The sequence below is a fragment of the Streptomyces sp. NBC_01465 genome, from assembly GCF_036227325.1.
In the GTDB taxonomy this organism is placed as follows: Bacteria; Actinomycetota; Actinomycetes; order Streptomycetales; family Streptomycetaceae; genus Streptomyces.
Map to the genome: position 1 here is coordinate 6,475,492 of NZ_CP109467.1, position 12,981 is coordinate 6,488,472.

Here is a 12,981-nt window from a genome sequence, read left to right on the forward strand (position 1 = left end):
CCATGCAACCCGATCGCACTGACAAACCGCGAACGACGGCGTCGGCCTGTGGACAAAGTTATCCACAGGGGTCGCGGACTCGGACCGCCCGGTGCACCTTCGTGACCATGAACAAGCACCACGAATCATCCGGTTCTTCGTCCGCCCAGGAGCAGATCACTCTGCGTGGGCCCGCCGAACTGGCGGACGCCCTGCCCTACTTGATGGGGTTCCACCCGACCGACTCGATTGTCATGGTGGCCCTCCACGGCCGCCGGGGCCGATTCGGCGGCCGTCTCAGGCTCGGCATCCCGCGCTCGCCGGGGGAGTGGCCGGCCGTTGCCGAGCAACTCGCCGAATGCCTGGTGGCCGGCAGCGAACGGCGCGGGAGCAAACCGGAGGGGATCGTCGTCTTTCTCTGCCAGGATCCTGCCCCCGACGAGACGTCCGCAGATGTGCTGGAGCGCCTCCGCCCGCTCGCGCAGCGGCTCCGGACGGCCTGCGGTTCCCTCGACGTCCCCGTCCACGAGGCCCTCTGCATCTCGGACGGCCGTTTCTGGTCGTACGTCTGCCCGGACACCCGCTGCTGTCCGCCCGAGGGGAACGCGCTGGCCATGCCCGGGACATCGGTCATGGCGGCGGCCGCAGCGTACGCGGGAATCCAAGTGCGCGGATCCCTGCGTGACATGGAGGCGCGACTGCTGCCGAGGACCGCTGGGACCGAGCAGCAGGAGCGTGCGCTCGACCTGGCCGCAGCGGCACTGGTCCCCAGGATCCTGAACGGAGCCGAAAGCGAACAGGTCGGCGAGGAGACGCTCACTCTGGCCCGCGGGCTGATGCGGCGGATCGCGGGTGCGCCGTGGAAGGCGGGCCGGACCGAGACCGGCACCGACAGCGGTGACGACGCGCTCATCGACGACAGTGAAGCTGCGGCACTCGTCCTCGGTCTCCAGGACCGTACGACCCGTGACAGGGCGGCGGAATGGATGGAGGGACCAGAGGCCGAGCACGCGCTGCGGCTGTGGCGTGCGCTGTCCAGGCGGTGCGTCGGTCCGTACGCCGATCATGCGGCGGCCCCGCTCACCCTTGCCGGGTGGGTCGCCTGGTCGACCGGCGACGAGCCCGGAGCGCGGGTCGCTCTGGGGCGTGCCCTGCGGCTCGACCCCGAATACCACTTCGCACAACTGCTGCACCAGGCCTGCAACGAGGGGCTCGATCCAGAGGCACTGCGCTCCTGTCTGCGCACGGAGCGCCGGAACAGGTCGGCGAAGGCCGCAGGACCAGTGCGCGCACAGTCTCGGCGCAAGCCTCCGCAGCCGCCCGCCACTCGGAAGGACGGCCCCTCGGGCGCAGCCCGCCCCGGGGCGGGTGGACCGCGCCTCCGGACGCGCAGGCGCAACGGACAGCGTGGGACGAAGAGCGGCCGGTGAAGGACGTACGGGGCTGTGGCCGTGACCCGCCCACCCGCAGTGCCGTTCACCTGAGTGGCGCAGCTCTTCCCCTGCAGAGAAGGCAGACCATGGCCCTGACCGTCCCCTCCCGACCCCGTGGAGCCGGCGCTCGCGCCCCGGCATCCGGTGCCGGCTCCTCAGCTGCGCGGCGGCCGGGAGAACTGCCGCCGGTCCACGCCGCGTTGATCTGCGTCGCCCTGCCCGGACTTGCGATCTCGGCACAGGACGGACAGCTCACGGGGCAGGGTCTGGAGGGCTTCTACCAGTCGGGCCGTCGGCTGCTCTCCCGCTGCCAACTGCGCATCGCCGGACGCGAGCCGGTCGCCCTGCAGGGCCGGCTGGTCTCGGCCGGCCGTGCCAGATTCCTCTCCGTCGTCCGTACGGCCGCCGACAGCGGGCCCGATCCCGAGATCAGTGTCGAACGCATGCGATCCGCGGACGGGACCGAGCGGATCACCCTGCACAGTGCGGCCGGGCGTGCGCTGCGGCTGTCCGTGGAGATCGCGCTGGGCACCGACCTCGCCGATCTGGGAGCTGTCGCCGCCGGCCGGGCAGGGCCCGAACTGTCCGCCAGCGTCCATGATTCGGGGATGCGCTGGGCCACGGCGACGGCCCAGACCGTCGTCACCGCCGACCCGTCGCCCGAGGACGCGCTGGCTTCCGCGGGGCTGCTCTGCTGGGAGATGGAACTGGAGCCCGGAGGCTCCCGCTCCATCGAGCTGAGGATCCGCAGCGACCGTCCGTCCCGGCCACCGGCCCATTCGGGCAGCCATCCGCTCTCTCCCGCACAGGCGGAGGGCGACGACCCCCGCGCACCGTCCCTGCTCGCCGCCGCGCTGGACGACCTGCGCGCCCTGCTGGTGCGCGACCCCCGCCACCCGGCGGACATGTATCCCGTGGCCGGGGTGCCCTGGCGCTGTGGATTCGCACCCGCCGAGATGATCTGGGCCGCGCGGATGACACTGCCGCTGGGTACGCGGCTCGCCGCCTCCGTGCTGCGCACGCTCGCCCGTACCCAACTCCCGGGCCCTGGACCGGATACGGGGCGCGTCCCGGGACCGCTCAGGGACTCGGGGCCGCATCTGCCGCCGGCGTGTTCGGGCATGGAGGCGACCCTCCTTCTCCCCACCCTCCTGGCGGAGGCGCGCCGTTGGGGGATGCCGGAACAGGAGGTGGCGGAGCTGCTTCCCGCAGCGGAGCGTGCGATGAACTGGCTGCGCACCGCCGCAGGGGAGGACGGGCTGCTCCCGGACGCCGGGCCCGGTGGGTTCTGCCGCAGCGAGACACAGGCGCACGCCCACCGAGCCGCGCTCCTGGGGGCCGAACTCCTGCAGGAGTGCGGCCGTCCGGGAAGTGATGCCTGGCGCGAGTGGGCCGGCGCGCTGCGGCGCAGGTTCCAGGCGGACTTCTGGGTCGAGGACCGTGGGGGCGGCCGGCCCGCGGTCGCCCGTACAACGGAAGGGCAGCTTGTGGCGCACTTGGGTTCGGGCGTCGCCCATCTGCTGGACACCGGTCTGCTGGGGGCCGGCCGGGTCGCCCAGGGTCTGCTGGACAAGGTGCAGACCGAGCAACTGGCCCGGTTGCTCGGTGGCCCGGCGATGGACTCCGGCTGGGGTCTGCGCAGCCTCGGGACCAAGGAGCCGGGGTACAACCCGTTCGGTCACCGGGGCGGTGCGGTACGGGTGCACGAGAGCGCGGTGGCCGTCGCGGGCCTGGCGGCGGCCGGATACGAGAGGGAGGCGAGTTCCCTGCTGCGCGGCGTTCTCGACGCAGCCGATGCTTTCGGCCATCGGCTGCCCGAGATGTACGCGGGAGAACAGCGCACCGGGTCCGGGGTACCGCTGCCTCACCCCGCCGCCTGCCGGCCGGCCGCGGTGGCCGCCGCAGCCGGAATTCAGCTGCTCACCACGCTCGCAGGTATCCGCCCCGATGCTCCTGCCGGTACGGTCGCGCTGCATCCGGTGAGTTGCGCGCCGCTCGGCGCCATCAGGCTCTCGGGACTGCGCGTGGCGGGGGAGCCCTTCACCGTCAGGGTCAGCAGGCTCGGCCTCGGGATGGTGGAGGAGGCTGCGGGCGGGTTGCAGCTGGGGGTGTGAGGCGGGTGGGCGACGTACGAGTGGAGAGCATTGTGGATGACAAGGGGCGTGCTTATCGTCAGGGAGACGACTATGATCGCCCCATGTCGCCCTACGACCCGTCGGCCTTTCCGCCCTTCGCCGTCACCGTCGATCTGGTCGTGTTGACCGTGCGACGTCATGCGCTCTGCGCACTGGTCGTACGCCGGGGGGAGTCGCCGTTCCAGGGCAGGTGGGCGCTTCCCGGCGGCTTCGTCAGGGCGGACGAGGACCTCGGGGCGGCGGCAGCACGGGAACTCGGCGAGGAGACCGGGCTGCGCGCGCACGACCCCGAGGCGCCGGCCCCGGACAACGGCGCCCACCTCGAGCAGTTGGGCACCTACGGCGACCCCAAGCGCGACCCCCGGATGAGGGTCGTCAGCGTGGCTCATCTCGCCCTCGCCCCCGACCTGCCGGCGCCCCGGGCGGGCGGTGATGCGAACAGCGCGCGCTGGGCTCCCGTGGAGACCCTGCTCCATCACGAGAGTGACGCCGGGCGGGAGGGCGAGCTGCCGGCTCCGCTCGCCTTCGACCACGCCCAGATTCTCGCGGACGGTGTGGAACGCGCCCGGTCCAAGATCGAATACTCTTCGCTCGCCACCGCCTTCTGCCCGCAGGAGTTCACGGTGGGCGAGCTGCGCCGGGTCTACGAGGCCGTATGGGGCGTGGCCCTCGACCCCCGCAATTTCCACCGCAAGGTGACGGGTACGCCCGGCTTCCTCGTCCCTTCGGGCGGTACCACCACTCGGCAGGGCGGCCGACCCGCACAGCTGTTCCGAGCCGGAGGTGCGACGCTGCTGAATCCCCCGATGCTCCGTCCCGAAGTCTGAGCCGGTGCGCAAAAAGTCCTAAATATCGCGTTATCTTGCTGCGGTACCCACACCTGCCGCCGAAGAGATGCGATGCTCCAGGCCATCGGACTGACCAGCACCCCCCGCCGGGACCTCGCGCCCGCCGTGGACGATCTGACCTTCGAGGCCGGATCCGGACAGGTTACGGCGCTGCTCGGCGACCCGGATTCGGGGAAGACAACTGCCCTGCGGCTGATGCTCGAACTCGAACCGGGCCGCGGTGTCACTTGTTTCAGGGGCCGCCCGCTGCACCGCATCGCCAACCCGGCACGCGAGGTCGGAACCCTCCTCGGCGATGTTCCGGGACACCCCGCCCGCACTGCCCGCGGCCAGCTCCGGATGCTCTGCGCCGCCGCCGGGGTGCCCGCTTCCCGCGCCGACGACCTGCTCGAAGTCGTCGGCCTGGCAGGCCTCGGCGGCCAGCGCATCGGCACGCTCTCCCTCGGCATGGACCGCAGGCTCGGCCTTGCCGTCGCCCTGCTGGCGGACCCCCACACCCTCCTTCTCGACGCGCCCGCCGAAGGACTCTCGCCGCGCGAGAACAGCTGGCTGCATGGACTGCTGCGCGGCCACGCCGCCCAGGGCGGCACCGTTCTCTACACCACCAGAGACCCCAAGGAGGCAGCCCGTACCGCGGACCGGATCGTCACCATCGATGCGGGGAGGCTGGTCGCCGACCAGGACGCGGCGGAGTTCGCCCGTACCCGGCTCCGTCCGCGCGTCGCCGTCCGTACCCCGCACACCACCCGGCTCGGCGCACTCATCGCCCGCGAATCCCGCGAGGCCCGGCGCTCCGTCGAGGTCGTTCCCGAGGGCGGCAGTCTCCTGTCCGTCTACGGGAGCAGTTGCGCCGAGATCGGTGACACCGCCTTCCGGCACGGTGTCCTCCTCCATCAGCTCGCCGACGAAACCGGTCCGGCACCCGCTCCCCGCGCCACCGAAGCCCCCGCCGCCCCCGAGGCCCGCGCCGAGAGCGCCGCTCCGCCGCTCGCCCGGCACCCGGCCCGCGGACCGCTCCGACCGGTCCGCTACGAACTCCGCCGCCTGCTCGGCGTCAGGACAACACCCCTGATCGCGGCCGCCGTTCTCGTCACGTCGGCGGTCATCTCCCTGCTCCTCGCCCGCACCGGCCACACTCCGCCTCCCCGTCTGTTGGCGGCCTGGCCCCGGTATCTCCCGCTGCCGCCCGCGGCCTTCGGGGCGGGGCTGCTCGGCGCCCTCGCCTTCGGCGACGAGTTCCGCTACCCCGCACTCGCGGCGGGCCGTGGCACGGTTCCCCGCCGCCTCGGACTCCTCGCGGCCAAACTCGGCGTCTCCGCCACCGCCGCGCTGATCCTCGCGGCGCTGGCGGTCGTGACCGATGCCCAGGTTCTCCGGACCGTGTACGGAGGCGACTTGGCGGCCGTACCGACGGACTGGCCGATGCTGTGCGTGAGTTGGGGCGCCCTCGTGGTCGGCTGCTCCTGGGCCGGGCTGCTGGCTGCCGGGGTCTTCAGGAGTACGTCGGCCGGGCTCGCGGCGGTTCTGGCCGTACCCGTACTGGTCGTTCCGCTTCTGCAGAAGGTGTTCGCCGGACCGTCCGCACGCACCGTCGAGGGACTTCCGGGCAGGCTGCGCGAACTGCCCTGGATCTCCTGGCCCTACCAGAGCGACCGTTGGCTGACAGGTCTGTTGCGACTCCTCGCCGAGCCCGTCGGTGCGGCGCTGGCGCTGTCACTCTCGGGCCTTCTCTGCGCATATCTGTTCACCGGCCTTCGCGGCAGGGCCCGTTGGTGACCGTCTTCCTGCGCATCGGCTCCGACCTGCACACAACTCCTTTGAAGCAGCCCGCTTCTTTCCGATAAGGCGTCAATTGCGAGGGGGGCGGCGATCACCCTTTCGTGTGCTTTTCACCAAAGACCTCAAGGGGCGCAGGAGCCACGCCGACAAAGGATGCGTGACTACCCTTGCGCACTCCATGATGACCGCCGCCCGTTCTGCCGAGTCCGGACTGGCGGGTCCGGGCGAACTCGACCGTTACCCCTACGCGGAGGCGCCCGGCGCCGACCGTGTCGGTCCCCCCTCCTGGGGCGGGGCCGATGCGGAGCTCGGCCGGGTCGGCCGACGCGCCGCAGGCAGCCGCGGCCGCGGGCTGCACGGCCAACTCGTCCAGCAGCTCGGACAGATGATCGTCTCCGGCGATCTCGGCGCCGACCGCCCGCTCGTCCCCGAGGAGATCGGCCAGCGATTCGAGGTCTCCCGCACGGTCGTACGCGAATCACTGCGTGTGCTCGAGGCCAAGGGCCTGGTCAGCGCGCGCCCCAATGTCGGCACCCGGGTCCGCCCGGTCAGTGACTGGAACCTGCTGGACCCCGACATCATCGAATGGCGCGCCTTCGGCCCGCAGCGCGACGACCAGCGCCGTGAGCTGGCCGAGCTGCGCTGGACGATCGAGCCGCTCGCCGCCCGCCTCGCGGCCGGGCACGGCCGCGAGGACGTGTCGCAGCGGCTAGCGGACATGGTGGAGATCATGGGCCACGCCCTTGCCCAGGGTGACTCGATCACGTTCTCCCGCGCCGATGCCGAGTTCCACTCGCTGCTCATCCAGCTCGCGAGCAACCGCATGCTGGAGCACCTCTCGGGCATCGTCTCGGCGGCGCTCCAGGTCTCCGGCGGTCCCATCACCGGTTGCGACAGGCCCACGGAGATCTCCCTCTCGCACCACGCCCGGATCGCGGATGCCGTCGCGGCGGCCGACCCCCAGGGCGCCGAGTCCGCCATGCGTCAACTGCTCACCGTCCACCCGGAGGTGGAGCGGGTGGTTCCCGCTCCGCGAGAGCACTGACCGGGCGAGAGCCTGCGCGTACATACGGACCCTGTGTCGCCGGATCCTTCGGGGTCCGGCGACACGCTTGTGGGTGAACGCCCGCACTTGTCGTTTACGTCGCAAATGAGGTGTGACTCGGGCCACGCAGATTGGGCGTAACACTCCTTGAAACAGCGCGATGACTTAAGAGGCGACAGTCGAGGAGGGAATGCAGCAGCCGTACGTGGCGCTGTAGAACTCCGAGGTTCAGCCCGCGCCGTCGGTACATCCCCAGCCGGCGGTCGTCGGTTCCGGCCCCATCAGGGGCGGAGCCGGAAGCCGTTTCCATCGTTCCGAGAGGTTGTTCGTGTCGGCCAGCACATCCCGTACTCTCCCGCCGGAGATCGCCGAGTCCGAGTCTGTCATGGCGCTCATCGAGCGGGGAAAGGCTGATGGGCAGATCGCAGGCGACGACGTGCGCCGGGCCTTCGAGGCTGACCAGATTCCGCCAACCCAGTGGAAGAACGTTCTGCGCAGCCTCAACCAGATCCTCGAGGAAGAGGGTGTGACGCTGATGGTCAGTGCCGCGGAGTCGCCCAAGCGCCCCCGTAAGAGCGTCGCAGCGAAGAGCCCGGTCAAGCGCACCGCCACCAAGACGGTTGCCGCGAAGACGGTCACGGCGAAGACTGTCGCGGCCACTGCGGCACCCGCCGCCGAGTCCGTGGACGCCGTCGCCGACGACACCGAGCCCAAGAAGGCGGTCGCCAAGAAGGCGGCCGCGAAGAAGACTGTCGCGAAGAAGGCGACGGCGAAGAAGACCACCGCGAAGAAGACCGCCTCCAAGAAGGACGCCGACGAGGCTCTCGACGGCGACGAGGCGGAGGAGACTCCGGCCAAGGCCGGCGAGGGCGAAGAGGAGGAGGGCGGCGAGGCCAAGGGCTTCGTTCTCTCCGACGACGACGAGGACGACGCGCCTGCGCAGCAGGTCGCCGTCGCCGGTGCCACCGCCGACCCGGTCAAGGACTACCTGAAGCAGATCGGCAAGGTCCCGCTCCTCAACGCGGAGCAGGAAGTCGAGCTCGCCAAGCGCATCGAGGCGGGTCTCTTCGCCGAGGACAAGCTGGCCAACTCCGACAAGCTCGCGCCGAAGCTCAAGCGCGAGCTGGAGATCATCGCCGAGGACGGCCGCCGCGCCAAGAACCACCTCCTGGAGGCCAACCTCCGTCTGGTGGTCTCGCTGGCCAAGCGCTACACCGGTCGCGGCATGCTCTTCCTGGACCTCATCCAGGAGGGCAACCTCGGTCTGATCCGCGCGGTCGAGAAGTTCGACTACACCAAGGGCTACAAGTTCTCCACGTACGCCACCTGGTGGATCCGTCAGGCGATCACCCGCGCCATGGCCGACCAGGCCCGCACCATCCGTATCCCGGTGCACATGGTCGAGGTCATCAACAAGCTCGCGCGCGTCCAGCGTCAGATGCTCCAGGACCTGGGCCGCGAGCCCACCCCGGAGGAGCTGGCCAAGGAGCTCGACATGACCCCTGAGAAGGTCATCGAGGTCCAGAAGTACGGTCGTGAGCCCATCTCGCTGCACACCCCCCTGGGTGAGGACGGCGACAGCGAGTTCGGTGACCTCATCGAGGACTCCGAGGCCGTCGTCCCGGCCGACGCGGTCAGCTTCACGCTCCTGCAGGAGCAGCTGCACTCGGTCCTGGACACCCTGTCCGAGCGTGAGGCGGGCGTGGTCTCCATGCGCTTCGGCCTCACCGACGGCCAGCCGAAGACGCTCGACGAGATCGGCAAGGTCTACGGCGTGACGCGTGAGCGCATCCGTCAGATCGAGTCCAAGACCATGTCGAAGCTGCGTCACCCGTCGCGCTCGCAGGTTCTGCGCGACTACCTCGACTAGGCCGTACGAAGCACAGCACACCGCAGGCCCGGGTTCTCTTCGCCGAGACCCGGGCCTGCGGCGTGAGCGGGTGCGGGCCGCGACAGGCTGGCCGACTCTGAGTGAAGCGTGTTCACCGGAGAGTCAGGAGCCCGTATGCGTCGTCCTATCGCCCGAGCGCTGACAGGGGTGCTGGCACTGATCGCCGCGGGCGCCGCGGCCCCACTGGCGGCTCCTGTGCCCGCCGCGGCCGACGGTGTCGTCATCGGCGGGACCCCGGCGCATGCCGCCGACAATCCCTGGGTCGTGGCGGTGTCCAGCCGTGACCGGTTCGGGGGTACCAGAGCGGGCCAGTTCTGCGGGGGAGTGGTGGTGGCCCCGGACAAGGTGGTCACGGCCGCCCACTGCCTGAGTACGGAGGTCCTCGGCGTCCCGCTGAGCGAAGTGCACGACCTCAAGGTCATCGCGGGCCGCGACGAGCTGAAGGGGGCGGGCGGCGAGGAGATCCCGGTGAGCGCCGCCTGGGCCGATCCGGAGTACAACCCGCTCACCAACGCCGACGACCTGGCCGTACTGACCCTGTCCCGGGCTCTCCCGGCGGCGTACACGCTTCCGGTGGCGGCACCCGAGGACATCGCGGATCTGCCGGGCACGGGTGCCGCCGTCTACGGCTGGGGCGATACGACCGGCACCGGGACCTACGCGGGCGAGCTGCGCTCGACCAGGGTGCAGGTGCTGCCCGACGCGATGTGCGAGGAGGCGTATCCGGGGACCGCCGACGGGACGTACGAGGCCGCCAGCATGCTCTGCGCCGGTGACCCCCAGGGCGGTCACGATGCGTGCCAGGGCGACAGCGGAGGGCCGCTGGTGGCGCACGGCCGGCTCATCGGGCTGGTCTCCTGGGGCGTCGGCTGTGGGCAGGCCGCCAGTCCCGGGGTCTACACACGGATCTCGGCGCTGCTTCCGGCGGTCGGGGAACAGGGCTGATTCAAGCCATTTCAGCCTGGGAACGAGGACGGGCGGCCACCCCTGTGGTGCAGGGGTGGCCGCCCGTCGGCCGGTTCAGGACCGGCCTCTGGCTCGTCGTGGGTGCGAGGTGTCAGCGTTCCTCTTCGGCTGAGGTGGCCGGTACGGCCGTGAGCCGATCGGTCTCATCCTGGATGTCCGCGGCGATCTTCTTGAGTTCCGGCTCGAACTTGCGCCCGTGGTGGGCGCAGAAGAGCAGTTCGCCGCCGCTGGCCAGGACAACGCGCAGGTATGCCTGGGCGCCGCAACGGTCGCATCGGTCGGCGGCCGTCAGGGGGCTCGCGGGGGTCAGAACAGTAGTCACGTCGCCTCTTCTCTAGCTCGACGAGCTGTCGTACCAGGGTCAACATCCAACCAGGCCGAAAACGTTCCCGCTCGTGGCTTTTCCTCGAAACTTTTTGTCAAGGTGGCTGTCTGCTGCCGGTTGGCGGCGAATGTGCCGTATTGCGGTGGCTTTACGGTTTCGCGTGGATTGTCTTGTCTTGATCCTCCCGGCGGGGTCGCCGGTTGTTGATGAGGACGTGCCCGGAGCCTAAATGGTTCATGCCTGGAAGGGAACGTGATGTGCGCTTCACTCCAACGAGCTATCGAACGCGTGTACGGTGATGGTTTGGCGTCCAGTGTTGTCTAGGGTGGCGTAACAACGGCTCTACCAGGGCTCGGTACCCTCTGACGGGCGACCGACGCCCGGCCTGTACCCACTGGGCCCCAAAGTAAATTCAGCGAGGAGCGAACTGCGTGACCGCCGATACGTCCGTGCAAAGGGACAGCTCGAACTACACCGCGCGGCACCTGCTCGTCCTCGAAGGGCTGGAAGCGGTCCGTAAGCGGCCCGGCATGTACATCGGGTCGACCGACAGCCGCGGTCTGATGCACTGCCTCTGGGAGATCATCGACAACTCCGTCGACGAGGCCCTGGGCGGGCACTGCGACCACATCGAGGTTATCCTCCACGAAGACAGCTCTGTCGAGGTGCGGGACAACGGGCGCGGCATTCCGGTCGACGCCGAGCCCAAGACCGGCCTCTCCGGCATCGAGGTCGTGATGACCAAGCTGCACGCCGGCGGAAAGTTCGGCGGCGGCTCGTACGCGGCCTCCGGCGGTCTGCACGGCGTGGGCGCCTCCGTCGTCAACGCCTTGTCCGCCCGCCTCGACGTAGAGGTCGACCGCAACACGACGCACTCCATCAGCTTCCGGCGCGGAGTGCCCGGCATCTTCACCGAGCCGGGCCCCGACAGCCCCTTCGACCCGGCCAGCGGACTCCTCAAGGGCAAGCGGGTGCCCAAGGGCCGCACCGGCACCAGGATCCGCTACTGGGCCGACCGGCAGATCTTCCTCAAGGACGCCAAGCTCTCCCTGGAGCACCTGTACCAGCGTGCCCGCCAGACGGCCTTCCTGGTGCCGGGACTGACCATCGTCGTCCGGGACGAGCGAGGGCTCGAGGGCGAGGGCAAGACCGAGGAAACCTTCCGCTTCGACGGCGGCATCAGCGAGTTCTGCGAGTACCTCGCGCAGGACAAGGCGGTCTGCGACATCCAGCGCCTGACCGGCTCGGGCACCTTCAAGGAGACCGTCCCGGTCCTCGACGACCGCGGCCACATGACGCCCACCGAGGTCACCCGCGAGCTCGGCGTGGACATCGCGCTGCGCTGGGGCACCGGCTACGACACCACGGTCAGGTCCTTCGTCAACATCATCGCCACCCCCAAGGGCGGCACGCATGTGACGGGCTTCGAGCGGTCCCTCACCAAGACCGTCAACGAGGTGCTGCGCTCGGCCAAGCTGCTGCGCGTCGCCGAGGACGACATCGTCAAGGACGACGCCCTGGAGGGGCTCACCGCGGTCGTGACCGTGCGGCTCGCCGAGCCGCAGTTCGAAGGCCAGACCAAGGAGGTCCTCGGCACCTCGGCGGCCAACCGGATCGTCTCGAACGTCGTCGCCAAGGAGCTCAAGGCGTTCCTGACCTCGACCAAGCGCGACGACAAGGCGCAGGCGCGGGCGGTCATGGAGAAGGCCGTCGCCGCAGCCCGTACGCGGATCGCGGCCCGCCAGCACAAGGACGCGCAGCGCCGTAAGACCGCGCTGGAGTCCTCCTCGCTGCCGGCCAAGCTCGCCGACTGCCGCAGCGACGACGTGGAGCGCAGCGAGCTCTTCATCGTCGAAGGGGACTCCGCGCTCGGTACGGCCAAGCTCGCGCGGAACTCCGAGTTCCAGGCGCTGCTGCCGATCCGGGGAAAGATCCTCAACGTACAGAAGGCGTCCGTCTCGGACATGCTCAAGAACGCCGAGTGCGGGGCGATCATCCAGGTCATAGGAGCGGGGTCCGGGCGGACCTTCGACATCGACGCCGCGCGCTACGGGAAGATCGTCCTGCTCGTCGACGCCGATGTCGACGGCGCGCACATCCGGATCCTGCTGCTGACGCTCTTCCAGCGCTACATGCGCCCGATGGTCGAGGCGGGGCGCGTCTTCGCGGCCGTGCCGCCGCTGCACCGGATCGAGCTGGTCCAGCCCAAGAAGGGCCAGGACAAGTACGTCTACACGTACTCCGACAACGAGCTGCGCCAGACGCTGCTGGAGTACCAGCGCAAGAACATCCGCTACAAGGACTCCATCCAGCGGTACAAGGGTCTGGGCGAGATGGACGCGGACCAGCTGGCGGAGACCACGATGGATCCGCGGTTCAGGACGCTGCGGCGGATCAACATCGGTGATCTCGACGCGGCGGAGCAGGTCTTCGATCTGCTGATGGGCAACGAGGTCGCGCCGCGCAAGGAGTTCATCACCAGCTCCGCGGCGACCCTGGACCGCTCGCGCATCGACGCCTGAGGGTTCTCCACCCGTGGGTGGAGCGAGAAGCTCCACCCACGATCCACCCCTGCTCCGA

Annotated in this window: 9 protein-coding genes; 8 read left to right on the plus strand and 1 reads right to left on the minus strand. The window is 70.0% G+C overall.

Annotated features, from left to right (window positions below; translation table 11 throughout):
• The first annotated feature begins 107 nt into the window (after positions 1–107).
• The 7 genes from OG707_RS30525 (at position 108) to OG707_RS30555 (ending at position 10,055) form a co-directional block, all read left to right on the plus strand.
• Positions 108–1,409 carry a DUF4192 domain-containing protein gene (locus tag OG707_RS30525; RefSeq protein WP_329123962.1) on the plus strand — a complete coding sequence of 434 codons (1,302 nt, stop codon included), beginning with the start codon at positions 108–110 and terminating at the stop codon, positions 1,407–1,409.
• An 89-nt stretch (positions 1,410–1,498) separates the two neighbouring features.
• Complete coding sequence (locus OG707_RS30530; protein WP_329123964.1) at positions 1,499–3,526, plus strand: glycogen debranching N-terminal domain-containing protein; 2,028 nt, start codon at positions 1,499–1,501, stop codon at positions 3,524–3,526.
• Between the two features lie 83 nt (positions 3,527–3,609).
• Positions 3,610–4,374, plus strand: a complete 765-nt coding sequence (locus tag OG707_RS30535) for an NUDIX hydrolase (protein WP_329123966.1) — start codon at positions 3,610–3,612, stop codon at positions 4,372–4,374.
• Positions 4,375–4,446: 72 nt separating this feature from the next.
• The gene (locus OG707_RS30540) at positions 4,447–6,171 is read left to right on the plus strand and encodes an ATP-binding cassette domain-containing protein (protein ID WP_329123968.1); all 1,725 of its coding nucleotides are present in this window, start codon (positions 4,447–4,449) and stop codon (positions 6,169–6,171) included.
• Positions 6,172–6,331: 160 nt separating this feature from the next.
• Positions 6,332–7,219, plus strand: a complete 888-nt coding sequence (locus tag OG707_RS30545) for a FadR/GntR family transcriptional regulator (RefSeq protein ID WP_329123971.1) — start codon at positions 6,332–6,334, stop codon at positions 7,217–7,219.
• A 328-nt stretch (positions 7,220–7,547) separates the two neighbouring features.
• Positions 7,548–9,089, plus strand: coding sequence for an RNA polymerase sigma factor (locus OG707_RS30550; protein ID WP_329123972.1), 1,542 nt, complete (start codon positions 7,548–7,550; stop codon positions 9,087–9,089).
• A gap of 135 nt (positions 9,090–9,224) precedes the next feature.
• Positions 9,225–10,055, plus strand: a complete 831-nt coding sequence (locus tag OG707_RS30555) for a S1 family peptidase (RefSeq protein ID WP_329123974.1) — start codon at positions 9,225–9,227, stop codon at positions 10,053–10,055.
• A 112-nt stretch (positions 10,056–10,167) separates the two neighbouring features.
• Here OG707_RS30555 and OG707_RS30560 read toward each other — a convergent pair whose 3' ends face one another.
• A complete protein-coding gene (locus tag OG707_RS30560; protein WP_329123976.1) occupies positions 10,168–10,398 on the minus strand; it encodes a DUF7455 domain-containing protein in 231 nt (76 codons plus the stop codon).
• Positions 10,399–10,832: 434 nt separating this feature from the next.
• Here OG707_RS30560 and OG707_RS30565 point away from each other — a divergent pair, with 434 nt between their 5' ends.
• Positions 10,833–12,923, plus strand: a complete 2,091-nt coding sequence (locus OG707_RS30565; RefSeq protein WP_329123978.1) for a DNA gyrase/topoisomerase IV subunit B — start codon at positions 10,833–10,835, stop codon at positions 12,921–12,923.
• Positions 12,924–12,981: the final 58 nt, after the last annotated feature.